The organism is Chitinivorax sp. B (assembly GCF_005503445.1).
Classification (GTDB): Bacteria; Pseudomonadota; Gammaproteobacteria; order Burkholderiales; family SCOH01; genus Chitinivorax.
Genome location: NZ_SCOH01000025.1, coordinates 28946 through 55631 on the forward strand (window position 1 = coordinate 28946; position 26686 = coordinate 55631).

The window sequence follows — 26686 nt, forward strand, 5'->3', positions numbered from 1 at the left end:
ATGGATGACCTTTTACCTTATTACGAGAGTGAACTGACGCTGTTGAAGCGTCATGCTCGAGAGTTTGCCGAGCAATATCCCAAAATTGCCAACCGCCTATTGATGGCGGGTGAAAATGTCGAGGACCCTCATGTTGAACGGCTGATCCAAGCATTTGCATTGTTGGCCGCGCGTGTACATAAAAAGCTTGAGGATGACTATCCCGAGTTTACTGCTGCGTTGTTTGAAGTGTTGTATCCGCAATATTTGCGGCCTTTTCCAGCCTGTTCCATTGCCCGTTTTAGTGCCGCTTCTGCAGGCCAGGTGACTGGGACGGTATGCATGCCCCGTGGAACGACACTGAACTCGCGCCCGATTAAAGGTGTACCAGTCAAGTTCCGTACTACTTACGATGTCAATTTGGCACCGATCAGTTTGACCGATGCATTGTTCAGGCCTTATCTATCTCCTCCGGCTGGGACGGCACTGCCGCCCCGTAGCAATGCTTCGTTGACCTTTACGTTGACGGGCGACTCGGACCAAGCCGGATTGGATACCTTGGACTTATCCAAGCTGCGGGTATTCATCGATGCAGAGCCATCGCTGGTCAGTTTGTTGCGCGAAGTGTTGTTTCAATTGTGTGTCGGTGTTGCTGTAGAGATTGGCCTGGGACCTTGGCGGATTATCAAAAACAGAGTGTGTCTGCCCGTTGGTTTCGAACAGCATGAATCTCTGTTGGATGATGATGCTCGTTCGCATGCGGCTTATCGGTTATTGATCGAATATTTTACCTTTCCGGATAAATTCAATTTCTTCGATTTCGATCTGGACATCCTGCGCAAAATCATTCCGCCGCGTGCTCGTAGCATTAAGATCCATCTCTTGTTGGATACAGCATCTCAGGCGGATACCTTCGAACGCTTGATGGAACAGGTCAATGTGTCACACTTCCAGTTATTCTGCACGCCGGTCGTGAATCTGTTCGAACTTCGTGGCGAGCCGATACGGGTGGATCACCGTAAGGTACAGTACCCAGTTTTGCCGGACGCTCGTCGTGCATCTGCTTATGAGGTTTACGCGATCGATGCCGTGGAGCAGGTGAGGGAGTCGGCAACAGGGGTCGAGATCAATCCGTTTCAACCGTTTTATTCCCTCAAGCATGGACGAAATCAGTCCAAGGGTCGTTACTGGCATCTGTCACGGGATGAACGCGTGGCGGTGCGTAGCCCAGGCCATGAATACGAAATCATGGTGGTGGACGAGTATTTCGATCCGTCGGTTGAGCAGGAAGAAACATTAAGCATTCAGTTACGTTGTACCAATCGCGATTTGCCTTCGCAGATGCCTGTCGGCTTAGCCGAAGGTGATTTGTTCATGGAAGGTGGATCTAGCACGCGTGTTGTCCAATTGCTTCGCAAGCCAACGGGGACGTATCGGTTTAACCATACGGGTGACGGTAGCTGGCGATTGATTTCCGCGCTGTCGTTGAATCATCTGTCACTGGTATCTGAGAGTGGGGATGCCTTGCGTGAAGTGATGTCCTTATACAATCTCCCTGGCAACAGTCAGAACCGTCGTTTGATCGAAGGTATTGAGCATGTCAGTACACGTGGTGTGACGACACGTATGCCAGGTAATCCATTTCCGACCTTTGTTAAAGGGGTGGAAGTCCGGATTGGCGTATTGCCCGGGAACTTTGTCGGTACGGGAGTCTGGTTGTTTGCGCAAATCATGTCGCGATTTCTCGGGCTGTATGTCCACCTGAACAATTTTGTGCAAGTGGTCGTGGTCAACGCCGCAACTGGCGAGATACTTCATACGTGTGAACCATGCAGCGGCGACATTACACTCCTGTAATCAATCGATTGACCGGTGAACCAGAGCGTTTCGAGTTCTTTCAGTCCGTGCGGTTGCTAACGGGGCTGTTAGCACGACAGCAAACTTTATCTTCCGCACGGGTGGTGGGGGATTTAGTTCGATTCAAGGATTCGTTGCGGCTAACCTTTCCGCCTAGCGAGGTTGAAAAGCTCGATGACCTGACTCGGGCAGGCGAAGAGGATGTGCGTCGCACCAGTGCCCGTTACGTGTTGACACCGACCTTTTTCGGCCTGACAGGGCCGACCGGCGTATTGCCACGGCACTACACCGAAATGCTCGCTGAACGAGAGCAGATATATCGGGATCGTGCAGCAAAGGCGTTTCTGGATGTGTTCTCCAGCCGGATGACAACCTTGTTCTTTCGAGCATGGCAAAAATACCGTCTTCCTATTCGCCACGAGATTGAACCTCGTCGTGGCTATCTGCCGGAATTGCTGCGCTTGGCCGGCATTCATTTTGATAGCCATGATCCGGACCGACAGGACCTCTGTTCCGAACTGTCCGATGAAGTATTTGCTGAATACGCCGGTGTATTGCGTCATCAGCCGGTATCAGCCATGAATGTGGCGCGGGTGCTTGCAGATTACTTTGATGTGGTTGTTCAGGCTGAACAGTTTGTCGGGCGCTGGTTTGAGCTGGATGAAACGCAAGTGACCCGATTAGGCGGCGATTGCGCCACGCTGGGGGTGAGCGCTTTTTGTGGTGGCCGTGTCTGGCAGCGTGATCAGCGCATAAAGCTGTGTATTGGGCCGATGACGATTGATGACTTTCGTTGTTTCTTGCCCAATGGCCGAAACATGCGGGCAATGACCAAATTGTTGAAATATTGGTGTGGCTATACCTGTGAATGGGAAGTCAAGCTAATTCTCAAGAAGGAAGAGGTCAAGCCAGTGCAAATCTCAGCCAGTGGATTGGGTACCATGCTGGGGCGAGACACATTTCTGGTCAGCAAGGCGGCTGAGCAAGACATGAGTGAAGCACGTTATGAGCTGGTGTTTTGATGGCACCTGACTTATCTAAAAAGAATGCAATAAATTTTGTCTACTGATTAAGGACGCGCCATGTCAGGCAACCTGAAAGCCCTTATTTCCAAATTGACCTCAATCAGTCGCAGTGCTGCTGAACGCGCGGCCAGCCTGTGTGTCTCGCGTGGTCATTATGAAGTTGATGTTGAACACTTGATCCTGTCATTGTTGGAAGATGACGATAGTGACCTGTGCTGGTTGTGCAAGAAGTATGGCATCAGCAAGACTCAGCTGGAGCGCGATCTCGCGCAAGAGCTGACACAGTTCAAGAATGGCAATACCCGCACCCCAGTCTTTTCACCACATCTGCCCAAATTGCTGGAGCAGGCATGGTTGCTCGCGTCAATTGAATCAGAAACCAGCAGGATTCGCAGTGGGCACTTGTTGCTGGCCTTATTGACCGAACCAGAGCTGTCGCAACTAGCGCATCGTGCTTCATCACTGTATGCGCAGTTTCCGCTGGAAGAGCTGAAGCATAAGTTGACCGATATTGCAGCCAACTGGCCTGAAGCTGGGCAAGCTGTTCGCATGGTCGAGGGAGAAGCAGAATCTGGCTCGCCCGCAGCAATTCAGCCGCAGGGGGCGTTGGGCAAAACACCTGCGTTGGATCAATTCACAACCAATCTGACGCAGCGTGCATTGGATGGCAAGATTGACCCGGTCATTGGTCGTGATATTGAAATCAGACAAGTTATTGATATTTTGATGCGTCGTCGGCAGAACAACCCGATCCTGACTGGTGAGGCCGGAGTAGGGAAGACTGCTGTGGTTGAAGGTTTGGCCTTGAGGATAGCCAAAGGTGACGTGCCGCCACCGTTGCAAGGGGTAGCACTGCACGTGCTTGACTTGGGGTTATTGCAGGCTGGTGCCAGCGTCAAAGGCGAGTTCGAAAATCGACTGAAGAATGTCATTGACGAAGTGAAGCGCAGTCCACATCCAATCATTCTGTTCATTGACGAAGCTCATACCATGATTGGTGCTGGTGGCCAAGCTGGTCAGAATGATGCGGCCAATCTGCTCAAGCCTGCATTGGCTCGTGGCGAGCTGCGTACCATTGCCGCCACGACCTGGGGTGAATACAAGAAATACTTCGAAAAAGATGCGGCCCTGACTCGCCGGTTCCAGGTTGTGAAAGTTGAAGAGCCATCATTGGAAGTCGCGTGCGACATGTTGCGCGCCATGTCCCATCTGATGGAAAAACACTTCACCATCAGGATCATGGATGAAGCAATTGTAGAGGCGGTCCGCCTTTCTGCCCGCTATATTACTGGTCGTCAGTTACCAGATAAGGCCGTGAGCGTGCTGGATACTGCATGTGCACGTGTGGCCTTGGCCAATTCTGCCAAGCCAGAGGCGGTTGAACTGGCAGAGAAACGGCTTGAACGTATTCAGGTGGAAATTGCTTCGTTGGACCGTGAAGTGGCAACGGGCGGTGATCATTACAAACGCTTGGATGAGTTGCGAGAGCTACAGGCTGCTTTGCAGATAGATATTGAACAACGCCGACAGCGCTGGGAGCAGGAAAAGCAGATTGCTGGCGAGATTGCTGTTCTACGTGGCGAAATCGAAACAGAGCTGCAGGCGACACCGGCACCAGAAACCGCGACTGAAAAAGGCAAGCGACGCAAGCCAGTTTTGTCACCCAAGGCTGAAAAGCTGGAAGCGCTCAAAAAGCAGCTGGCGGAGCTGCAAGGTGAAGAGCCGTTGGTCCCGGTATGTGTGGATGGCAATGTCGTTGCTGAAATCATCTCCGCTTGGACGGGTATTCCACTTGGCAAAATGGTCAAGGATGAGATCAAAACCGTATTGGCGTTGGGTGAAGCCTTAAAGGAACGGGTTATTGGTCAGGACCATGCCATTGAGCAGGTCGCACAGCGTGTGCGTACAGCACGGGCAAATCTGGAAGATCCAAATAAACCCAAAGGCGTGTTCATGTTTGTTGGCCCGAGCGGTGTGGGTAAAACTGAAACGGCATTGGCCCTGGCTGATTCGCTTTATGGCGGTGAGCGTAATCTGATCACCATCAATATGTCTGAGTATCAGGAGGCACATACAGTCTCGGCGTTGAAAGGATCACCCCCTGGTTATGTTGGTTATGGGGAAGGCGGCGTGTTGACTGAGGCAGTGCGGCGAAAACCCTACAGCGTGGTATTGCTGGACGAAGTGGAGAAGGCTCACCCAGATGTGTTGGAAATGTTTTTTCAAGTGTTCGACAAAGGGGTGATGGACGATGCCGAAGGCCGTGAGATTGACTTCAAGAACACCATTATCATTCTTACTTCGAATGTTGGCTCATCGACCATCATGCAAGCTTGCCTGAATAAATCTGCTGAAGAGATTCCGGATGCAGACGCTTTGGTCGAGCACTTGCGACCACAACTGTTCAAGGCATTCAAGCCGGCCTTTCTGGGGCGGATGAAGGTGGTACCGTATTTCCCAATTTCTGACGATACGCTTGAACTGATCATTCGCCTCAAGCTTGATCGAGTTGGCAGGCGTATTGCCAGCAATCACAAGGCTGAGTTCATCTATGATGATGGCTTGGTAGATACCGTGCTGAATCGATGCACCGAGGTCGACAGTGGCGCACGTAATGTTGATCATATTCTGAATGGTAGTGTGTTGCCGGAAATCGCGGAACACGTGCTGGCCAAGTTGGCTGAAGGCAAGGCCGTGAAGAAGGTCAAGCTGAGTGCCAATGAAACCGGTCGGATCAAGTACCAGATTACTTGATCATATGAGCACAGGTTGCCGGGGCTGTTTCCCGTAGGCCTGTGCCGTGATATAACATGCCAATCAAGGCTTACAACCAAGAGTGTATTCATGCGAATCCCCAGCATTCGCCAGACCCATCCAATCGAAGTATTTGCAGTTCGTCGTAAGCCCCGCCCCGGAGAGCATCTGAGCCCGGTTTTCGTGGTGTTGTGTTCTGCAACAACGGTGGCTCGCCTGTTTCGTGATGATATTGCGGAGTTTGCCGAACAACTGGCAATGGCTATCGGGTCGGTTGACGCTGGCGCGCTGCGACTGGTGGAGCAGCATGTGTTTCCCAATCGGCCCATGATGGAATCGGTACAACAGGAAGTGTTGCAGTTGCGCCGTTTTGCAGGTGTATTGGGGCGATTATTGACCGCGGCATTGGAGCGGGAGCCGGACGTCATTGCCACTTTGCGCGGTGCTGAAGGGGTCGAGCATGGCATGTGTGTGGTGCTGGATCAGCAAGTTGGTACAGGACCTGCTTTGGTCCGGTTACCTGTCTTGCTGGATTCGAGAGAATTAAGCTCGGCGTTATTGCTGCCAAACAAACCTACTCGAATCCGTATCATGCCCGCGGCGGCGGCACATGATTTTGCCAATGTGATTGAGTTCATCATTACTGGCATGAAGTAGTCATGCCCTGGTCGAAAAACCAGGGCATTTTCCTAGAACGAAGGCAATGCCCAATTGAAAGCCGAGATGGATAAACTGCTCAGCCCCATTTCCGATAATGCCCCATGTGGCGAGGACATGTCGTTTTCAACAGAATTCGACCAGATCAAGGAAGCCCGTCGTGATGAAGATCCTGCATTGGCGCAAGGTGACTGGGTCGCTGATGTCAAAAGGGCAGATTGGGACGAAGTACGTCGAATTTGTGAAGAGGTGTTGTCACGTTATTCCAAAGATCTGCGGGTAGCTGCCTGGTATGCCGAAGCGTTGGCCAAAACAGATGGCTTTGCCGGATTGGCCAAAGGTTGCGATGTCATCCGTGAGTTGCAGGACCGTTATTGGGATCAATTACATCCTGTACCGGACGACGGTGACATGGAGTTGCGTATCGGTACGCTGGCTTATTTTGTCAGCCAATTGGCTGAGCTGGTGCGGACTATGCCATTGTGTCAATCCCCACAAGGTAAGTTTTCTTATGTTGATCAGGAAGCAGCCATTGCTTTTCAGTCCAGACTGGATAAGGACCCTGATCTGCGAGATTCGATGCCGGCCGGCAAGTTTACGTTGGAACAGCTACAGGAGGCGCAGCGGGCGACTCCAACGTCTTTCTATCAACGCCTGATCGATGGTTTTCGCACTAGTCGTCAATCCTGGCAATTGTTGGCGGGGAGCATTGATGCCCACTTAGGGGTGGATGGTCCCTCTTTTGGTGTGCTGGAAGATGCGTTTGACAAGGTGGGTAATCTGCTTACCCGTATTACGCGTAACGCAGGTGTTGGTCTACCAAATGATTCTGGTAAGGAACAGCGTCCTGCTACTCAACCAGAAGAACCTGTGATGACGAACCAAGTAATTCATCAGCCCATGCCATATCAGGGGAATTGGCAAGGTCAGATCATGAGTCGTGAGCAGGCGATCCAGATGCTGGAATCTGTTGCGGAGTACTTCCGCCGTACGGAGCCACATAGTCCGGTAACGTATCTGGCACAAAAGGCAGCAGATTGGGGCAATATGCCATTACATGAATGGTTACAGGAAGTGGTCAAAGATGGTACGACACTTAGCCAGGTACAGGAATTGCTAGGTATACGTAGCTGAGTACAGTTGCTCAAGCGAGCAGACATCCCAATCAACGCATCGTAGAAACACAAAAGCCAGCTGAGCTGGCTTTTGTGTTTTGTTTGGGATTATCCCTTTTTGACAGCAGGTGCCGGTGGTAGTGATTTGGCTTGCAAATTGCGTACGTGTGGGATCAATTTGTTGACGGCATCCAAGAACGCCGCAGCAATTACTTTTCCTTCATTGGTATGGCTCCAACCTGCGCCACCCGCGCCACCTGCCGCACCAATCAGAATAGCCCCGGCCCCAAGATCAGTCGCTTTGGACGAGCCTTCTGCAATGACCAGCTGTTCTGTTGTCTGGGCATCGGTTATGGTCAATACCACTTGGGCTTCCTTGAATTTGACATGCTCGGCCGCACCGGCAAACTTGGCCAGTATGGGGATCTGGCTCATCAAACCTCCGACACTTCCTCCTGCATCATTCTCCGAGAAGACCAGCGTAGGGGTCATGACAAACTGTGCTTCCAGCACATTTTTACGTGGATTGACCGTGGTGCCCTCACGAATCAACCCTTCTTCCTTCAAATCCAGTTCCTGACGTGTGCCGCGCAGACCTTGGCTGCGATCGACTACCCTGAAACAGCCACTTTGCTGCAGCATCAGGCGTACCAATGGCAATGGTGATTCAGGTAAATTTCCCCGACTGGCGGTATATGTATACCCATTGGGGTTTTCGATGACACCAACGGTCGCAATCGGCTGATCACATTTTTCTATCTGTCGGGTTTCGCCAGACGAGCCTTTTTGACCTGCCGCGCCGGTTACCAGCCCGCCGGCATTGCCGGTTTCAATCGACGATTTGTTACAGCCAACCAAAGCGCTGGCCAAAAACAGATAAAACAAGGGAGTGCGAAAAGTCATTTTGATCAAATTCCAAGGTGATGATTGCCGACAATACTATCGCATGACGAGCGATTAATCGATGCCTGTGCGAGTCAGTGTTGGGTATGGTTTCGTAAGTAGCTATCCACTTGATTAATCAATGTACTGTGATGGTCTTGGCTGTCATGATGTTGGCCTGCATGTTTTAGCCTGCTTGGCTTGCTATTCAAGCAATGAGCGGTTCCCCTTTCATCATCGTGCTTGTTCGATTGTAGCTATAACTAAGTCATAGGCTTGCGCACCCGGGAACGCTGATCCCACGGCTAGCCAATAAGGATAAAGCATGGCTGATGTGGGCATGCCTGCGAAAGTGGGCCGTTATCAACTGATTCGCTTGTTAGGCAAGGGTGGGCAGGGGGCTGTCTATTTTGCACATGATCCACAGCTGCAGCGACCGGTTGCAATCAAAACCATTCGGCTCGAAAGGCAGTCCCAACAGGCGACTCAAGCATTGCTAGATGAGGCGCGGATTGTCAGTCAAGTCCAACACCCGAATATCGTCACGTTGTATGACATGTTGGAGCAGGGTGATAAATGGTATCTGGTGTTTGAATACGTCGAAGGCGAGACACTGGCGCAGCGATTGAAAACCAGTAAATCACTGCCGCCTGATGAAGCTGTAGAGATTGCATTGCAAATACTCGATGGTTTGGCTTTTGCCCATGGCAAGCAAATTGTCCATTGTGATATCAAGCCAGCCAACATCATGCTGGACAGCAACAAGGTAGCCCGCCTGATGGATTTTGGCATAGCCCGTGCCGTGGGCGATGCTGCTACTTTTCCCACCGGGACCGCCGCGTATATGGCACCCGAGACCATTGCAGGCAGTGCGCAGGGTAAAGCGGCTGATGTGTTTGCAATGGGCATGGTGCTGTATGAAATGCTGACGGGTCACCCTGCTGTAACGGGTGACAACATCTTTCGGGTAATGCATGCCATTGCCAGTGAGCCTTTTGAGCCGCCATCTCAACTAGTCACGGGTATTTCCGAAATGTTGGACAATATCGTCATGCGAGGGTTGCTGAAAGATCCAACGGATCGTTTTGCCAGTGCCGATGAAATGCGCATGGCACTCCAACAATTTCGCCGCCCCACTCAGACGGAAGCGGTTGAAGGAGAGGGAGGGGGGCAAGGTACTTTGGAATTTCTACTCAGGCGTATTCGCCTGAAAAGTGACTTCCCTGCCTTGTCGCAAGCCATTTCTGCCATCAACAAGATCAGCAATGCGGATGAAGAAAGTCTCCATGCGTTGTCAGCAGTGATTTTGAAGGATTTCTCATTGACCAATAAGTTGCTTCGATTGGTCAATTCTGCCAGCTATGGCAATTTTGGCGGCACCATCAGCACGATTTCTAGGGCAGTTATCATCCTGGGGTTCGAGGTTGTCCGTAACTTGGCGATTACATTGATTCTGTTCGAGCATTTGCAGAATCGCAGCCAAGCAGTACAACTGCGTGATGAAGTGATTCGAACGTTTTTCAGTGGGCTGATGGCTCGTATGCTTGAACAAAAGCTGGGCTCGCGCAGCCACGAGGAAAGCTTCATCGGTGCAATGTTCCAGAATCTGGGTCGATTGCTTGGGACGTTTTACTTGTTTGATGAGGCTATGGAAATCCAGCGGGCAGTGAGGCAGGACGGTCAGGTCTCTGAACGGGCAGAAATCGCTGTATTGGGGTTGACCTATGCTGAGCTGGGCATGGGGATTGCTCGTGCCTGGAACTTTCCAGACAAGATAATCGACGCGATGGCACCTTTGCCGGGCAAGCTCAAAGTACCGAGAAATGGGCAAGAACGTTTGCGCGCGGTGTCTGGCCTGGCGAATCGGTTGACTATGATGGCTACCGGGGATTTGCCGGCTGGCGAACGTGGGAAAGCGTTGACTGGGTTGGCTGATCATTTTTCCGTGGCTGTGCCGATCAGTGCTGGAGAAATGACGCGCCTGGTGGATGAGACGATCAAAGAGTTCTTGCGCGAAGCTTCCTTGTTTGGCATCAATGCCAATCAAAGTGAGCCTTTGCGGCATGCTCGGCAGTGGGTTGGAACAGGTCATGATCCATCCAGCAGCAAGGTGGCCGTGCAGGATACACTCGATCAGCAATTCCAGGCCACGCAGAATTCAGCTGCTGAGGTAATGCAGGTCCCTCAGGAGCAAGATGCTAAAGCTATTCTGCTGGCGGGCATTCAAGACATTACCAACTCATTGGTAGAGCAATACAATCTCAATGATCTGCTACGCATTATTCTTGAAACCATGTACCGTGGAATAGGGTTTGATCGGGTGATGTTGTGCACACGGGATGTTCGCACCAATACTTTGCCGGCACGAATTGGGTTTGGCCCAGGTGTTGATAGCTTGCTGAAGCGCTTCATCGTTCCCGTGGCCAAATCGCATGATGTGTTTCAAGTAGCGTTGGAGAAGCAGGCGGACGTATTTCTAGCAGACATTGACGCAGACAACATTCGAGACCGGATTCCGGAATGGTACCGTAACTTGGTACCTGCCCAGACTTTCATATTGCTGCCGTTGGCCATCGAAAAGAAGATCATTGGTTTGTTCTACGGTGATAAGGCGGCGGCTAATCAGTTGAAGATTGCTCCGCAGGAATTAAATTTGCTCAAGACCTTGCGCAATCAGGCCGTGTTGGCAATTCGTCAAAAACAACTTGGCTGAATGAGAAGCTAGTTAGGTTGCGTTGCAGCATTTATATCTCAAGTTTGCCATATCTGAAATCTGTCGTGGCTTCCTGTGTGGATGGGATTTCACTGTTTCTTCATCATCTTGTCACTACTCTATGCGAATCTTTGATATGGGAAATTGATTCTGTTTTTCTATTGTGCATCGCACAATAGCACTTGACACCAAGCACAGTGCTCTTAGAATGCATGATGATGCAGTGCAAAATAAGAAGTCTTCGATTAACGAAACAGGAAGAGGTTTAACAATGTTTATGACCCCCGAGAAGTTAGCCGAATTACAAGAGATCAATCTGGGCAAGGCGATTCGCGTATCAAACATCGCACTGAGCGGCATTGAACGTTTGGTGAGTCTGCAATTGGAAGTGACCAAGAATCTGATCGCCGAAACTAGCGAACAGGCCAAGTCACTTGGCAAAATCAAAGACGTACAAGGCTTGGCATCATTGCAACAAGAAACCGCCAAGCCGTCGTTGGACAAAGCGCTGGATGTGGCCAAAAGCTTTTACGAAGCCGCTTCTGTGACGCAGGCTGAGTTTGCCAAGATCATTGAAGAGGAAGTGGTCAACGCCAACAAGAATGTCGCTGAAATGATCGACAATCTGCAGAAATACGCTCCGGCTGGTTCGGAAGTGGCAATCAATGCCATCAAGACCGCTGTTGCTGCTGCTGCTGCGACTTACGACAATGTTACCAAGGCAGCACAACGTGTAACAACAGATCTGACTGAAGCAGGGGTGGTGGCAGCAACATCTTCTGCCAAGGAAGTATCCGCAGCATCACGTAAGAAAGCACCCGCGACGGTCGAAGCGTGAGTTAGGCTGATTGGATATGATTCAATAGACCGGGCGTAAGCCCGGTTTATTGTTTTTAACATGTCTCTGTGTGAATGTATTGTCGGGTTAATAGGTGGCCAGTGCTGTGATTCATTGATGCGGCATACTGCCTTGGCTACATGAATCTCTTCTGGCCCCAATCGTGGCATAATGCCGGGCATGGTTTCCGTTACCCGCCCGATTACTCCTTCCAAGGATGTCCAGCCTGATCGCCAGGCGTTTCTGTCCCAATTGTCGGCACAATATGGTCTGACTGATTTGACGCAACTGGATCGTGCGCTGGAGATCATTACCCCGCGTTACGCTGGCATGTGCCTTGTCGAAACAGGCGAGGCTTTGTTACCACACGCGCTTGGTACGGCAGCGATCACAGCACAGCTGAAACTGGATGCAGATGCCGTGGTGGCGTCTATGCTGTTTGCCTGGCCAGATTGTGAAGAAAATTGGCGTGAGCAATGCATTGAGGTTTTTGGTGAAACAGTTACCAAGCTGATCGATGGTATTGGTCGGGTTCGCAAAATCCAGGAATTGCAGCGTCTGGATACTCCGTCATTGAAGCAGGATGAACGCCACGCACAGGCTGAGGCTTTGCGCAAAATGCTGCTGGCGATGGTGGAGGATATTCGGGCAGTACTGATCAAACTGGCATGGCGGACCCAGACCATGCATTATCTGTCCGAAGTTGACGCCGATACCGCTCGCATGGTTGCGCGCGAAACCCTGGATGTGTTTGCGCCGTTGGCGAATCGTTTGGGTGTATGGCAAATAAAATGGGAGCTGGAGGATCTGGCTTTCCGTTATCTGGAGCCGCAGCTTTACAAGAAAATTGCCAAGTTGCTGGATGAGAAGCGACTGGATCGTGAGCAGTTCATTGCAGATGTGCTGGCTACCTTGCGCTCGGAATTGGCGAAGGCTGGCATCAATGGTGAGGTTACCGGACGTCCCAAGCATATTTACAGCATCTACAAAAAGATGCAGAAAAAGAACTTGGATTTCTCCGAAGTCTATGATGTGCGTGCAGTGCGTGTGTTGGTGGAGGACATCAAGGACTGCTATACCGTGCTGGGCATGGTACATAATCTCTGGCAACCGATTCCTGGCGAGTTTGATGACTACATTGCCCAGCCCAAGGGCAATTTTTATCGGTCTTTGCATACCGCTGTGGTGGGTCCAAATGATAAAGCCGTTGAGGTGCAGATTCGGACCTTCGACATGCACCGCCATGCCGAATTGGGTGTGGCGGCACATTGGCGCTACAAAGAAGGTGGCAAGCAGGATCCAAAATACGAAGAAAAGATCGCTTGGCTACGGCAGATTCTGGAATGGCGCGATGAAGTGGCGGACGTGGGTGATTTGGCCCATCAGTTCCGTACAGAGCTGTTCCAGGACAGTGTCTATGTGCTAACCCCGCAAGGCAAGGTGGTGGCATTGCCCAAGGGTTCAACACCTGTTGATTTTGCCTACCATGTCCATACCGATCTGGGCCACCGCTGCCGTGGTGCTAAGGTTGACGGTAAAATCATCCCTCTGGATACCCCGTTGGAGAACGGCCAGCGTATTGAGATCCTGGCCGCCAAACAAGGTGGGCCCAGTGTCGATTGGTTGCACCGTGGCTTCCTGAAAAGCCCGCGTGCCATGCAGAAGGTGCGGGCGTGGATACGTGCTCAGCATATTGATGTGGCCATCAATGAAGGGCGTCAGGTTTTCGAGCGCGAAGTGGCTCGCCAAGGAATTACCCAGCCTAAGCAAGAGCAAATTGCCGATAAGTTGGGGTACCCGAATGTCGACGAGTTTTTTAAAGCCCTTGGACATGATGAAATTGGTCTTCGTCAATTAGCAACAGTCTTACATAGCTGTGTAGAACCGGTACAGGAAGCACCCGTTGAACCTGCGCAATTGGTTCGGCAGCCACGTGCACCAAGACATGGTCAAGGAGTGTTGATTGTCGGTGTCGACAAGTTGATGACTCAGTTGGCCAAATGTTGTAAGCCTGTTCCGCCGGATGACATTATTGGTTTTGTGACGCGTGGCCGTGGTATCAGTATCCATCGTAGTCATTGCCTGACCCTGAAGCGCTTGTCGGTCAACGCACCGGAGCGGCTGATTGAAGCCAGTTGGGGCGCGCGACAGGATACGGTGTTCCCGGTGGAGATCGAGGTGGCAGCGCACGATCGTCAAAGCCTGTTACGTGATATCTCGGATGCAATCATGCGGGACAAGGTCAACATCACAGCAGCCAATACCATGTCAAAAGATCATCGTGCTTTCATGCGTTTCACTGTGGAAATCCGCGATGCAGAGCAATTACGCCGCGTTACCACGCTGATTCGTGATGTTCCGGGTGTCATTGATGTAACCCGCCGTTGATGACTGAACTTTGCGTCATAGTCAGTATGTATTGGTGATTTGAGTAGGGTTGCGCTATATCGGAAGTAACTGATTGGATTGACTGTTCGGTCATCATGCCAGCCCATGATGGCAATCAGGTCAAGTAGTAATCTTGAATAGGCAGGAGAGCGATGGATGGATATCAATGGACTTAAGAGCTTCAATGCATCAATGTCCCAAACCTTGACACAGGTTACCAGTCAGATTTTCAGTGATGTTCGAAATGGTGCAGATCGGGTCGACGCCAAGAAGCAGCAGATCGCCGATGCCAGTCTGCAGCGTTTGCAAGATCAGGCCGCCCGTGCTGAGCAGCGCGGGCGGATTGATATTTACGTGTGACCCTTGAGATCTATGTACCTTGGTAAGGTGCTGCCATCACCCTGCTGGGCAGGTAACGTAATCAGCTCTCTTCGGTGGAGGGGAGGGCTATTGCTCGTCCTAAAACCATCCCTATCACCACTTACCCCAATAAAGTACTGAAGGGTAGGAACGACACCAAGTCGCCAGCTTGGATTGCCCGCCCGGAAGGCACATCTACTAGTCCATCGGCCCATACGCAAGAGGTCAGTACACCTGAGCCTTGGTGTGGGTAAAGGGTTGCTTCGGGTGTTCCTGTAACAGATGTGCTAAGTTGAGCGCGTAAGAATTCACGGCGTTTATCGGGTTTCAGCCAATCGAAACCCGCGGTTACCTTGAGTGGTGAACAGAGGTAATCGGTGGCGCCTTGGCGTTTCAGAATAAATGGCCGTACAAATAGCAAGAATGTGACGAAAGTGGAAACAGGATTGCCAGGCATGCCGATAAAAGGCGTGTCACCAATGTGGCCGAAGGCAAGGGGTTTGCCGGGCTTCATGGCGATGCGCCAGAGTGCGAGGTTCCCTTCTGCTTGAACCGCTGCTTTGACATGGTCTTCTTCACCAACTGATACACCACCACAGGTCAAGATCAGATCATGCCCGGTAGCTACCTGACGTAAAGCACCTCGGGTGGCTTCCAGATTGTCGGGGATATTACCGAGATCGGTAATTTCACAACCCAGCTGGGTCAATAAGCCATGTAGTACATAGCGATTGGAGTTGTAAATCTGGCCTTCGGTCAGGGGGTGGCCTGGGGTAACCAGTTCATTACCAGTAAACAGCATGGCCACCTTCAGGCGACTTGTGACTGGCAAATTAGGTAAGCCAACCGATGCTGCCAAGCCAAGTTGGGCTGCTCCTAGTCGTGTGCCTGCTGTCAGAATGATGCTGCCCTGGGATATGTCTTCACCCCGTCGGCGAATATGTTGACCCAGCCTCACTGGTTGCATGATCTTGATTGTTTCACCGTCGCTGACCGTATCTTCCTGCATTACAACTGCATCGCAGCCGTCCGGTATTGGGGCACCAGTAAAAATACGCGCTGCTGTCCCTTGTTGCAGCATCTGGCCTTGGCTGCCAGCGGGAATACGCTGGGTGACTTGCAGTTGTGGCAGTGTTTGTGCAGTCAGGTCGCTCATTCTGACAGCAAACCCATCCATGGCGCTGTTGTCATGAGGGGGGACATCCAAAGGTGAGATTTGGTCTCGCGCCAGCACGCGTTGAATTGCCAGTTGCAATGGTATCGATTCAACTACTTGAATCGGCCTAGCACTAGCTAACAGGGTATCCAGTGCTTCGTCTACAGTGAGGAATGTCGGGTTCGGTGTCATGGTTGAACCTGTGAATAGATGAAGGCAGCGATGGTTTCTGCCTGATTCAGGTCGAAAAGTGGCAATGAAATTGTGATCCGACTGTCAGTTGCGACCGCCACAATATTGGGGTCGTTCGGGTGTAGTAGCGGTTTCCCAAGGCTGACGCGGTGGATTTCCAGCTTGGGAATGGGCTCCAGTTTAAATCCTTCGACCAGTACCAAGTCGCAGGGAGATAGCTTCGAGACCAACTCTTGCAGTGTAGGGGGAGGGAATTCCCGTAGTTCATGTAACAAGGCCCAACGTTGGCCTCCACTGAGTAGCACTTCTGAAGCACCCGCTTGACGGTGCCGCCAACTATCTTTGCCAGGTTGATCTAGGTCAAAGTCATGATGCGTATGTTTGATCAGCGAAACTCGAAGACCATAAGCAACAAGCTGCGGGAGCAATTGCTCAATCAGCGTGGTTTTGCCACTGCCGGACCAGCCGGCAAAGCCAAATACCTTCATTCCTGTCCTTGTTGTTCCAGCATTTGTTGGATGGCATCACCCAGATCTTCAAATTCATCATTCATCAGATGCAAGTGATCCAATACTGCCCGACCAATCCGTGGCCATTCCTGATCCCGTGGCAGATTTAGAAAGCCATGGGCAATCTGCTCCGCCAGCTTTGCCAATGCTACCAAGGTCCTTACCTCGTCAGATATCTCATTGCTGGGTTCACTGAACAGGGTGGCGTCGTGATGGGTCAGAATCCCTTGGGCAATCGTATCTGGCAAGTACCAGCAGCGGGCTACCAGATACCCAATGGCAGCGTGTTGCGTACCATGTCGTTCCATTTCAACTGTAGTAAACGCTTTGTTGCGTGAAGCATAGGCCAAGTCCAAAGTATCCCGATAGTGCTTGAAACGCGCCAGCAATAAAGGTATGCCACAGTTTTGGAACAAACCGAAGGTATAGGCTTGTTCTCGAATCGATAGGTTGAGCTGGGTAGCCAGAAACGCGGTGACTTGAGCATCCAGCGCTGCCATATCCCAAAAACGCTCGACATGGTAGTTGCCTTGGTAGCTGAGTGTATTGCGCAAAGCCAGGTTGGATGCTAGTTGTACGGCATTGTCAACACCCAGTAATACCACTGCATGGGGTACAGAGGACACTCGCTGTGGTAAACCAAAAAAAGGTGAATTCACGGTTTTCAGCATAGCGGCAGACAGGCCGACATCCTGGCAGATAATGTCGGCAATCTTGGTCGGTTCCGGATCATTGCATTGTTGAGCCTCCAGCAACGCCAGCATGATGCTGGGTCTGGGCGGAATGACGATACCTCGCAATAACTGGTCGGATTCTTGGGGCGAAATCTGCATGGCAGGCTCAGCGAATGGTCTATGTTGAATTCTAACGCATAATCGATGCCGCAAAGGGTATGTCAGGGCACGTTTTATTGCGGTGCATCAAGAGGTGGGTCGTATTTGGTGTTGCCAGTCCATGACCTTGGTCATTGGCGCTTGGTTATGTGTAGCTGATGCAAGTCTACTTGGTCTGTGCTGGCTTCAGTCTGAACACGCCAGCCATGATGAGCACCATGCCGATGATCTGCCAAGATGACAATGACTCTCCCAGCCACCACCACGCAAACAGCATGGTCAAGGCTGGCCCAAGTGAGCCAATAGATGCGGCTTCTGAAGTACCCATGCGGCGAATGGCCTGGGCTAGTGCCCAGATAGGCAATACGGTGGAGAATATCGCCATTGCTGCGGCATAGCACCAAACCATGGGTGGGAGGTCGGTAAGCGACTGGCTTGATGATGTTGCTGCCCAATGAATCAGAACCATGATGCAGGATGTGCCGCCAGTTAGGCCGGTCAGTCTCATGGCGCCAAGCTGGGCGACCACTTTACCGGTGCCCACATAATAGAAAGCATAGGTGATGGCGCTGGCCAGCACCCAGGCGCCACCAATCCAAGCCTTTTCCAGCGAGCCAGCTTGCAGGTCATGGCCAAATGCGATGGTCAGGCCCAGGTAACATAGTCCAATCGCTTGCCAAGCGCGTTTACTGGGTGGCTGCTTGAGCCATACGGCTTGGATCAACAACACCATGGTTGGGTATAGGTAAAGGATCAAGCGTTCCAAGGCAGCTGAGATGTATCTCAAGCCTTGAAAATCAAACCAGCTGGACAGGTAATAGCCCAGGCAACCCAAAGTTGCAATTTGTAACATCAATTGCCAAGTGAGTGGGCTTGCTTTCGGTGAGTGGCCCGCCTGCGTCATCCACGCAAAAAATGGGAAAGCAATCATCATGCGCATCACCAAGAGCGTGGTGGCATCAATCGATGCTGCCAGATATGCAAGTTTTACGAAGATAGCTTTCATGGAGAATCCAAATGCCGCCAGGATCGCCCAGGTGCGGCCATCAACTTGATGTAGCCAGTTGGTTGGATGGGGGGTGTCAGAGGTGGGTGAGTTCATGTGCATACTGCGTAGCAATCAGATGGCCTGGTATCGGGCTCATGTTGTACCCTTTGTGGGACAGGGGCATTAGCCTATCGTTTATTCATGCTGAATGCAGTATCTTTCGCAGATTGAGTGAAAACTCTTGAGGTCAAATGCTGGCCACTGGCGACCTGAGTGCATCTCTCAATAACAACCATTGCCTCAGTTTTGTTTCAAAAGAGATGGTCAAGGCAGGGCTGGAAGATGGGAGAATCAGCGTAGGCAGCCCGCGAGCACTGACTTGTTTGGCTTGCTTGCCAGCGGTTTTGCCGTTGAAGGCCACTAGGGCGAGTTGCGGAAGTTGGTCAATCAACGTGTCCAGATTGTTGTGGCGATGGTCGCGAATTTGGCTGTCCAAGCTACCCTGGCGCATTGCGTCTGCGATGACATCCCATATGGCAATCTGGCTGACTTGAAGGGTTGCCAGCTTGTCCGCGTAGGTAAGTTCATGGAGGGGTATGCTCAATACTTCGCCCATCAATAGCCAGAACTGATTGCGTGGGTGGGCATAATACTGCCCGGCCGCCAACGAGGCTTCACCGGGCAGACTGCCAAGTATTAGCAGTCGTGCGTCGGATGTGATTATGGGCGGGAAGCTAGATTTGCGTTGCACTGAATGAACGCATCAGCCTTTTCGGGACTTGACCATGGAAATCAGTCGTTCAAACAGGCTCACGTCCTGCTCGTTCTTCAGTAGCGCGCCAGCCAACGGCGGGATGATCATTCCGGAATCCTGGCTTTTCAGTATCTCGGCGGGAATATCTTCAGCCATCAATAGTTTTAGCCAATCCAGCAGCTCGGATGTTGAGGGTTTCTTTTTAATGCCTGGCAGCTCACGAATCGCGAAAAACAGTTCCAGGGCCTCTTTAAGTAGATCCTGCTTCAGGTGCGGGTAATGTACCGAGATGATCTGCTGCATGGTGAGCTTGTCTGGGAAGCGGATGTAATGGAAGAAGCAGCGGCGTAAGAAGGCATCCGGTAGTTCTTTCTCATTATTGGATGTGATGATGATGACCGGGCGTGTACGGGCAACAACGGTCTGTCGCGTCTCATAGACAAAGAACTCCATCCGGTCGAGTTCGCGCAGCAGGTCGTTGGGGAATTCAATGTCTGCCTTGTCAATTTCATCTATCAGTAGCACCGACTGTTGGTTTCCTTCAAAGGCTTCCCACAACTTACCTTTGATGATGTAGTTGCCAATGTCTTTGACCCGTTCATCACCTAGTTGAGAGTCGCGCAAACGGGAAACAGCGTCATACTCATACAGGCCTTGTTGTGCCTTGGTGGTGGATTTGATGTGCCATTGAATCAAAGGCAGGCCCAATGCTGCTGCGACTTCTTCTGCCAACATGGTCTTCCCTGTACCTGGTTCACCTTTGATGAGCAATGGCCGCTGAAGGGTAATAGCAGCATTGACAGCCATCATCAGATCGGGCGTTGCAACGTAGGAATCAGTACCGGTAAAACGTGTCATGGCAGATTTTCATCTAAAAAACGAACAAGCGCTTGATTGTAGCGTAGGGTAAAGCAAGTAGAAACCATCAGGGCTACTGAATGTAGCCCAGACAGGATTATTCGTCTGCAAAGGCGGTTTGCAGATCTTCCAATGTCAAATGCCAATGATCGAGCATGTGCGTGAATATCGCCATTTCCACATCACTGAAATCGGCATCTGCCTTGGATAGATCCAATACCATGGCGCATAGCAGCAGCCGTTTTTTTGGCTCGTCGACAGCATCCAGCAATTCATCGATACGTACTCGATCCACAAGGTGGATTGTGCCATCTGGATCTGCAGACTGTTCCAATTCCTCGCAGTACTGATGCAGGACTTCGATGAACTGCTTGCGGGATAGACCTAGTACATCATAAAGCTTGAGTTTTTCGAGCAATTCCAGCTCACGGTCATCCATATTGCCATCGGCAATCATAAGCATGGCAAGGATGCGGGCCATTGCCTCTGGGCTGTTTTGCGGGAAAGGGGTCATGCTGATTCGCCTTTGGATTGGGAAAGTTTGCTTAGGAACGCAGCCGGAATATCAACAGGTCTGCGTGCCGCATAGTCAAAAAATACCACGTTGGTTTTGGCGCGTGCGATTTCTTTGTTGGATCGGGTTTCCGTCAAGCAATAGAAAAAGTCGCATCCATACCGGTTAAAATCATCCAGCGCCAGCTTGATCGCCAGTTCGTCACCATAAAAGGCTTCTGCCCGGTAGACGATTGCTGCATCCGCCAGGATGATGCCGTAGCCTTCTATGTCCAGCTCGGTGTAGCCCATTGAGGCCATGAACTGTACTCGAGCCTCGTGGATCAAACCAAGTAGAGCATCATTGCCTAGATGGCCGCCGTAGTTGATGTCGCCAATACGCAACTTAACGCGGGTCTCAAATTGAAACCGCTCAGGTAGCGTCAGCTTGATTCGGGCCATGGGATTGGTACTGAGTCGAACTAATGCTGGCAGTGTATTAGTTGCGCATGCATTTTTCAACAGTAGGTAGGATAGGTTGATTTACCGCAGACTTATGAGATTCTGACGTTGCAGCGCGTATGCTTAAGCGGGTATGCTGGCCTCGCTTGACCCCAACCTGTGATCAGGCGCCATAATGGTTTGCTAAGCTGTCATAGCGGGGACGTCTGATTCGTCCAGTCATGTCATGTAATGTTTCATCCGGAGGATGGTCATGTACCAACGAATTCTGGTTCCGGTCGATGATAGTGAGACTTCTCATCGTGCATTGGATGAGGCGATCAAATTTGCTAATGATCAGCATGCACAGGTAAGGCTGATCAGTGTGGTGGATCTTGCGCAGTTCAGCTGGGGCGGTACGGAGTTTCTGGATACGTCTGACTTGCAAAGTTCGTTGCGGGAAGCAGGTCATCGAACCCTTGCTGATGCGCAAGATCGGTTGAGGAAACAAGGGATAGAGGCCGAAACGGGGTTGATCGAGACGTGGGGCGGCCGTATTGCGAATTTGATCGTGGAGGATGCTACGCGTTGGCAGGCTCATATTATTGTGATGGGAACACATGGTTGGAGTGGCCTGGATCACTTAATCCTGGGTAGTGTGGCTGAAGGGGTGGTCCGAATTACTCAGATTCCGATATTACTGATTCGCACGCACCATTGAGCCGGTCTTGTAGGGTTCGCATATGGTTGATGCTGGTGCGTGCGAATTGAATTCAATGGTTCTGAAGATTTAAGAAAACATTTAGAAAAGAGTTGATCGGGTGTGAATAAGCAACCTGTTGTGTTATCCATCAGGCAGCATGATCGTAATGTGGCTGGCTTGACATATGTCTATCCTGTTGTATCTCGTCGTGCCGGAGGGGTCTCTATCGGGATCAATCTAAATCCGAATAATGCCTGTAATTGGCGTTGTGTGTACTGTCAGGTGCCGGACTTGCAGCGTGGGGCGGCGCCTGAAATTGATTTAGCTTTGCTGGAGCGTGAGTTGCGGGATTTCGTGGATTACGTTCTGAATGGCGATTTCATGCTGGCTCAGGTACCACCCGAGGCGAGGCGTTTGAATGACATTGCCTTGTCGGGGAATGGTGAGCCAACCAGTGCTGCATGTTTTGAGCAGGTTGTGCAGCTGGTTGGCCGGGTAATGAGTGATTTTGGGCTCATTGGTCAGATCAAGCTGGTGTTGATTACAAATGGCAGCTTGATGAGTCGACTGTCTGTCCAGCGTGGTTTGGAGGCCATGCAGACCCTAGGTGGGGAGGTGTGGTTCAAAATCGACCGTGGTAGCGCAGTTGATATGGCCGCGATCAATCAGATCAATTTGTCACCTGACCGTGTGCGACGTCACTTGAAATTGGCGGCAGAACGGTGCTCGACCTGGGTGCAAACCTGTATGTTCTGCATGGATGGTGAACCGCCAGATGAGAAGATGCTAAGTTCGTACTTGGCGTTGCTCCAGTCTGCTGTTGAAGAAAATGGGGTGCAGCTGAAAGGTGTTTTATTGTACGGACTGGCACGGTCTTCGATGCAGCCTGAAGCGGCACGGTTGTCCCCGTGCCCGGTCGAGTGGATGGCCGTATTGGCTGACCGGATTGAGCGATTGGGATTATCAGTTCGATTGAGTGTGTAATCCACTTTTTGATCTGGGCGATAGCATGCTAATTTACCTTGGCCAAATAAAATAGCCGGCTGGGTGCCGGCTATTCTGCCCAGGCTACATCAGAATCAATTACTCTCTTCTGTTGCAACTGGTTGTTGGCTCTCGCGTGCCTTAACTGCTTTTTTCAGGCTCTTGTAGAGATCCGGATGTGTTTCGCGTAAGTAGTCGATGATGTCGAAATCTTCTTTTCTGACCTTGGTCAGATCCAGTTGCTCGACATGCACCAAACGAAGCAATTCGCGTACCGGCTTCGGCATATTGCGGCCACTCTCGTAACGAGAGCCACCGCTTTGTGTAACGCCGATTTTTGTCCAGAATTCTTGTTGGTTCAGCCCGAGCTTGCGGCGGATCTCGCGCGGGTTGACGATTTTCTCGAAGAGTTTCATGGTAGGCCCAATCCTGTTGATCCAAGTATGAGGAAAACTAGCCACAGCTTCCCAAAAATTGCCAGACCGGATTTTTTATAGGTAACACCCAGCTCACGCCGACTGGGCAGGTATTCCGATCTGCCATATACCTGCCTGAATGTCCCTTTATTGCCATATGATAATATGGCATGCCAGTTGATTCAAGCATTTCTATGCAGATTCCATAATCTGATGTCGTCGCTATGACCAACTTGGTAATATTCTAATTAAAGCTAGGGAAAGCAGCAATTTTAATATGAAAAATTAATTGCCAAGTACTTGTCTGGCTGCAGAGAATTATGCGCCTTGGCTATTCGCACTGTCGAGCTTGCTTTGAAAGCAAGTACTTGCGCCATGTCAGTGCACATTAATTCGGATGAATCAACGTCAATGACTATCCGTGACTGAGCGTGTCAGGGTATAAGCAACAAGAGAAGGGTGGCGAGCCTGACCCCCGGCACTTGCAATAAATGGCTGTGGCTGCTTCCTTCCGGACCTGACCAAGTTCACCATCTTGCAATGCGGGGAGGCCCGCCATTGAAAGCTCGCCGCGCTTGATGCATTGCGCAACGAGGGCCGGATTATGCCAGAGGTAGCGCATCCGGACAATAACAATCGTGAGAATTGCAGCTTGTTTCCAAAAAAGTGCGGGGTGGTGTTGATGGGGGATGCCTAACTTGCTGATTTTGCATGCGGTCAGATTGCATTGAGTGGTATCTTCAAGTAGTGCGTTCCATTTGATTCTGCGGGTGGGAGCTCGCCGGCTCGAATGTTGACCTGGATGGCGGGGAGAAGAAGTGCAGGGGCATCCAGTGTTCGGTCACGTGCTTCGCGCATAGCGATAAACTGTGCTTCGGTGATTTGACTGTTGACGTGAATATTGCTCTTGCGTTGTTCTGCCACGGAGGTTTGCCACTTTGGTGATCGGCCTGCTGGTGGGTAGTCGTGACACATGAATAGGCGAGTATCTTCTGGTAAGGCGAGCAGACGGTGAATCGAGTGATAAAGTGTCTTGGCGTTTCCGCCGGGGAAGTCGCAGCGAGCGGTGCCAATATCGGGCATGAATAGCGTGTCGCCAACGAATAGGGCGTCGCCAATGTGATAGGCTAGATCGGCTGGGGTGTGTCCAGGGACAAATCTTACAGCTGCTTGTAATATTCCGATGGAGAACCGCTCTGCATCGTTGAATAGGTAATCGAATTGGCTCCCATCGCAGGGCAGGGTGGTTTGTAGATTGAATAGGCGGCTGAAAATCGACTGAACTTCGACGATGTGTTTGCTAATGCCTGTTTTGCCGCCAAGTTTACTCTTCAGGTAATGACTGGCGGAGAGGTGATCTGCATGTGCGTGCGTTTCCAGTAACCAGTCTACAGTCAATTGCTGTTCGTGGATGAAGGCAATGATTTTGTCAGCGTTGGTTGTGTGGATCCTTCCGGTGCGGGCATCGAAATCAAGCACTGGATCGATAATGGCTGCATGTCCGTTGGTGTGGTCGAAAACAACATAACTGATTGTCCAGGTGGTTGGGTCGAAGAATGCCTCAATAGCCGGATTGGCGGTCATGGATGCCTCGGTAAGTGTTGATGGTGACTAGTTTAGCGGGATTGTGCAGGATTAGGTCGGTTGATGTTTCAGCTAACTAAATGCGGATGAATGCAAAGAAAAAGGCGGATCGTTGGATCCGCCTTTGCTTTGTCGGCTTACCTGTTGATCAAGGTAGTAGGTGCTTCACGCCGTCGCGTTCTTCTAGGAGTTCGTTCAGTGTGAAATCCATGCGCTCGCGGGAGAACGCGTCGACTTCCAAGCCCTCAACACGCGTGTACTCGCCGTTTTCACATGTTACGGGTACGCCATACATGATGCCTTCGGGAATGTCATAGGAGCCGTCAGACGGAATGCCCATGGTGACCCACTTGCCATTGGTGCCCAGTACCCAGTCACGGATGTGGTCAATGGCGGCGTTGGCTGCTGATGCGGCGGATGATAGGCCGCGTGCTTCAATGATGGCGGCACCACGTTTGCCCACTTTGGGGATAAAGGTGTCTTTGTTCCAGACTTCGTCGTTGATCTTGGTCTTCAGCGACTCGCCGTTGACAGCAGCAAAGCGGTAGTCGGGATACATGGTCGGGCTGTGGTTGCCCCAAACGACTAGCCTCTCAATGTCAGCAACGGGCACGTTGGCCTTGGCTGCCAGTTGCGACAGCGCGCGGTTATGGTCCAGGCGCAGCATGGCGGTGAAGTTCTTGGCTGGCAGATCCGGTGCGCTCTTCATGGCAATGTAAGCGTTGGTGTTGGCGGGGTTGCCGACAACCAGAACCTTGACATTACGATCTGCAACGTCGTTCAGTGCCTTGCCCTGTTCCGTGAAGATTTTGGCATTTTCTTGTAGCAGATCCTTGCGTTCCATGCCGGGACCGCGCGGGCGGGCGCCAACCAATAGCGCGATTTCAACGTCCTTGAAGCCTTCGCGAGGGTTGTCGAAGGCCTCCATGCCGGCCAGTAGTGGGAATGCACAATCTTCGAGCTCCATCATCACACCTTTCAGTGCTTGTTGGGCTTTCTCGACCGGAACTTCGACTAGTTGCAGAATGACGGGTTGATCTTTGCCCAGCATTTCGCCGCTGGCAATGCGGAACAGCAGGCTGTAGCCGATCTGGCCGGCGGCGCCGGTGACGGCAACACGGATAGGACGCTTCATGTTTACTCCTGAGATAACAAGATGGCAACGTGGGGTTGGGAGTTGTCCTGCGCGGTAAGGGGCTCGGCATGGGCTACTTCGATGCATAGCATGGAAATCGCCTGATAGCCAGCAAACTTCAATACCGAAGCGGAGATTTGCTTCGCGGGGCGCCTTGGCCCTGCTGTGCGGAATCTATCAAAGTCTAACATAAAGGAAAACCCGCACACACTCAAAATGTTGCACTGCGGGTGTGGTTTATCTTGTATCTTATATAAGACTTGTATAGACGGTAAATATGGCTAATGGTAAAAAGCATACAGTATGAAATCAAACATGCCGCGCAAATTGCCACTTTATCAGCAGATCAAAGGTTTACTGATAGAGGCATTGGAGTCAGGTGAGTGGTTACATGATGACATGCTGCCAAGCGAGTTTGAGTTGGCAGATCGCTTCGGTGTCAGTCAGGGAACTGTCCGAAAAGCACTGAACGAGCTAGTGGCAGAGCGCGTGTTGTACCGGCGCCAAGGGAAGGGGACATTTGTTTCTGTCTATCAGGATGAATGGGAGCGGACCGGATTCGTGTTGCCTGGGTTTGGCGGCAAGGTGCTGGTTGAACAAGTCTCGGCTGAATTGCTGACTTGCATGCGCGCGAATGCGAGTGAAGAGGTGGCAATGGCGTTGGGGCTTCGTCGGGGTGCGCCGGTCATATTTGTCAAAAGGTTGCTGCGCTTGGGTGGTCAGGTGATGGCTATGGATGATGTGGTGTTGCCTGCCGAGCTGTTTGACGGTTTGGATAGCCGCAAGATTCGGCAGGCCGGCGGTGCTTTGTATGAGCTTTATCATCGTGTATTTGGCGTCCGGGTAGTGGGCACGGCAGAGCAGGTTCGTGCTGAATCGGCAACTGCAGATGAGGCGCGGTTGATGGGGGTGGAGCGTGGTTCACCGTTGTTATGTGTTACCCGTGTGGCGTACGCGGCCGAACGCCGCCCCGTTGAGTGGCGCAGGAGTTGGATGAGTACGAATAAATATGCTTATGGAAGCGGGAGTTAGCAATCTCTATTGATGCGGTGCATCAAATATTGCCGTCTGCC

At 51.4% G+C, this 26686-nt stretch carries 24 protein-coding genes and 1 other RNA gene; 12 read left to right on the top strand and 13 right to left on the bottom strand.

Annotated features, from left to right (window positions below; translation table 11 throughout):
- The 5 genes from tssF to tssA all read left to right on the top strand — a co-directional run bounded on the left by tssF (position 1) and on the right by tssA (position 7406).
- Positions 1–1836 carry a type VI secretion system baseplate subunit TssF gene (tssF, locus tag FFS57_RS15410; protein ID WP_137938699.1) on the top strand — a complete coding sequence of 612 codons (1836 nt, stop codon included), beginning with the start codon at positions 1–3 and terminating at the stop codon, positions 1834–1836.
- Entirely contained in the window at positions 1809–2858 is a 1050-nt protein-coding gene (gene tssG / locus FFS57_RS15415) for a type VI secretion system baseplate subunit TssG (RefSeq protein ID WP_137938700.1), read from the top strand. The genes tssF and tssG overlap by 28 nt, the downstream gene beginning before the upstream one ends.
- 60 nt (positions 2859–2918) lie before the next feature.
- Positions 2919–5615, top strand: a complete 2697-nt coding sequence (gene tssH, locus FFS57_RS15420; protein WP_137938701.1) for a type VI secretion system ATPase TssH — start codon at positions 2919–2921, stop codon at positions 5613–5615.
- A 90-nt stretch (positions 5616–5705) separates the two neighbouring features.
- A complete protein-coding gene (locus FFS57_RS15425; RefSeq protein ID WP_137938702.1) occupies positions 5706–6272 on the top strand; it encodes a hypothetical protein in 567 nt (188 codons plus the stop codon).
- Between the two features lie 66 nt (positions 6273–6338).
- Positions 6339–7406, top strand: coding sequence for a type VI secretion system protein TssA (tssA, locus tag FFS57_RS15430; RefSeq protein WP_137938703.1), 1068 nt, complete (start codon positions 6339–6341; stop codon positions 7404–7406).
- Between the two features lie 89 nt (positions 7407–7495).
- Here tssA and FFS57_RS15435 read toward each other — a convergent pair whose 3' ends face one another.
- Positions 7496–8290, bottom strand: a complete 795-nt coding sequence (locus FFS57_RS15435; RefSeq protein WP_137938704.1) for a CsgG/HfaB family protein — start codon at positions 8288–8290, stop codon at positions 7496–7498.
- A 304-nt stretch (positions 8291–8594) separates the two neighbouring features.
- On the opposite strand from FFS57_RS15435, the gene FFS57_RS15440 reads away from it, so the two are divergent.
- From FFS57_RS15440 to FFS57_RS15455, 4 genes are all read left to right on the top strand, one after another.
- Positions 8595–10982: a serine/threonine protein kinase gene (locus FFS57_RS15440; RefSeq protein ID WP_137938705.1), complete on the top strand. Its 2388-nt coding sequence runs from the start codon at positions 8595–8597 to the stop codon at positions 10980–10982.
- A gap of 271 nt (positions 10983–11253) precedes the next feature.
- Positions 11254–11820, top strand: a complete 567-nt coding sequence (locus FFS57_RS15445) for a phasin family protein (RefSeq protein WP_171013982.1) — start codon at positions 11254–11256, stop codon at positions 11818–11820.
- A gap of 180 nt (positions 11821–12000) precedes the next feature.
- On the top strand, positions 12001–14208 hold the full coding sequence (locus FFS57_RS15450) for a RelA/SpoT family protein (protein ID WP_137938746.1): 2208 nt from the start codon (positions 12001–12003) through the stop codon (positions 14206–14208).
- Positions 14209–14364: 156 nt separating this feature from the next.
- On the top strand, positions 14365–14568 hold the full coding sequence (locus FFS57_RS15455; protein ID WP_137938707.1) for a hypothetical protein: 204 nt from the start codon (positions 14365–14367) through the stop codon (positions 14566–14568).
- Between the two features lie 121 nt (positions 14569–14689).
- On the opposite strand, the gene FFS57_RS15460 is transcribed toward FFS57_RS15455, so the two are convergent.
- From FFS57_RS15460 to FFS57_RS15495, 8 genes are all read right to left on the bottom strand, one after another.
- Positions 14690–15916, bottom strand: coding sequence for a molybdopterin molybdotransferase MoeA (locus FFS57_RS15460; RefSeq protein WP_137938708.1), 1227 nt, complete (start codon positions 15914–15916; stop codon positions 14690–14692).
- A complete protein-coding gene (gene mobB / locus FFS57_RS15465) occupies positions 15913–16404 on the bottom strand; it encodes a molybdopterin-guanine dinucleotide biosynthesis protein B (RefSeq protein ID WP_137938709.1) in 492 nt (163 codons plus the stop codon). The genes FFS57_RS15460 and mobB overlap by 4 nt, the downstream gene beginning before the upstream one ends.
- Positions 16401–17258: an HDOD domain-containing protein gene (locus FFS57_RS15470; RefSeq protein ID WP_137938710.1), complete on the bottom strand. Its 858-nt coding sequence runs from the start codon at positions 17256–17258 to the stop codon at positions 16401–16403. The genes mobB and FFS57_RS15470 overlap by 4 nt, the downstream gene beginning before the upstream one ends.
- A 166-nt stretch (positions 17259–17424) precedes the next feature.
- A complete protein-coding gene (locus FFS57_RS15475) occupies positions 17425–18360 on the bottom strand; it encodes a DMT family transporter (protein ID WP_137938711.1) in 936 nt (311 codons plus the stop codon).
- Between the two features lie 133 nt (positions 18361–18493).
- Positions 18494–18997, bottom strand: a complete 504-nt coding sequence (locus tag FFS57_RS15480; protein ID WP_137938712.1) for a DNA-deoxyinosine glycosylase — start codon at positions 18995–18997, stop codon at positions 18494–18496.
- A gap of 12 nt (positions 18998–19009) precedes the next feature.
- Entirely contained in the window at positions 19010–19858 is an 849-nt protein-coding gene (locus FFS57_RS15485) for an AAA family ATPase (RefSeq protein WP_137938713.1), read from the bottom strand.
- A 97-nt stretch (positions 19859–19955) separates the two neighbouring features.
- A complete protein-coding gene (locus FFS57_RS15490) occupies positions 19956–20372 on the bottom strand; it encodes a hypothetical protein (RefSeq protein ID WP_137938714.1) in 417 nt (138 codons plus the stop codon).
- Positions 20369–20812: an acyl-CoA thioesterase gene (locus FFS57_RS15495; protein ID WP_137938715.1), complete on the bottom strand. Its 444-nt coding sequence runs from the start codon at positions 20810–20812 to the stop codon at positions 20369–20371. Before FFS57_RS15495 ends, FFS57_RS15490 begins: the two co-directional genes overlap by 4 nt.
- 253 nt (positions 20813–21065) lie before the next feature.
- On the opposite strand from FFS57_RS15495, the gene FFS57_RS15500 reads away from it, so the two are divergent.
- Together FFS57_RS15500 and FFS57_RS15505 are read left to right on the top strand one after the other, a co-directional pair.
- Complete coding sequence (locus FFS57_RS15500) at positions 21066–21512, top strand: universal stress protein (protein ID WP_137938716.1); 447 nt, start codon at positions 21066–21068, stop codon at positions 21510–21512.
- A 102-nt stretch (positions 21513–21614) separates the two neighbouring features.
- A complete protein-coding gene (locus tag FFS57_RS15505; RefSeq protein WP_137938717.1) occupies positions 21615–22478 on the top strand; it encodes a radical SAM protein in 864 nt (287 codons plus the stop codon).
- A gap of 95 nt (positions 22479–22573) precedes the next feature.
- Here the strand turns inward: FFS57_RS15505 and FFS57_RS15510 are convergent, their stop codons facing one another.
- From FFS57_RS15510 to FFS57_RS15525, 4 genes are all read right to left on the bottom strand, one after another.
- Positions 22574–22894 (bottom strand): helix-turn-helix domain-containing protein, encoded by a 321-nt coding sequence (locus tag FFS57_RS15510; RefSeq protein WP_137938718.1) that lies wholly within the window; start codon positions 22892–22894, stop codon positions 22574–22576.
- A 458-nt stretch (positions 22895–23352) separates the two neighbouring features.
- An RNA gene (gene ffs, locus FFS57_RS15515) (signal recognition particle sRNA small type) lies at positions 23353–23451 on the bottom strand.
- A 160-nt stretch (positions 23452–23611) separates the two neighbouring features.
- Positions 23612–24478, bottom strand: coding sequence for an MBL fold metallo-hydrolase (locus tag FFS57_RS15520; protein ID WP_137938719.1), 867 nt, complete (start codon positions 24476–24478; stop codon positions 23612–23614).
- 148 nt (positions 24479–24626) lie between these two features.
- Positions 24627–25613, bottom strand: a complete 987-nt coding sequence (locus FFS57_RS15525) for a malate dehydrogenase (RefSeq protein ID WP_137938720.1) — start codon at positions 25611–25613, stop codon at positions 24627–24629.
- Positions 25614–25928: 315 nt separating this feature from the next.
- Here FFS57_RS15525 and FFS57_RS15530 point away from each other — a divergent pair, with 315 nt between their 5' ends.
- Positions 25929–26645, top strand: coding sequence for a GntR family transcriptional regulator (locus FFS57_RS15530; RefSeq protein WP_171013983.1), 717 nt, complete (start codon positions 25929–25931; stop codon positions 26643–26645).
- The last annotated feature ends 41 nt before the right edge of the window (positions 26646–26686 follow it).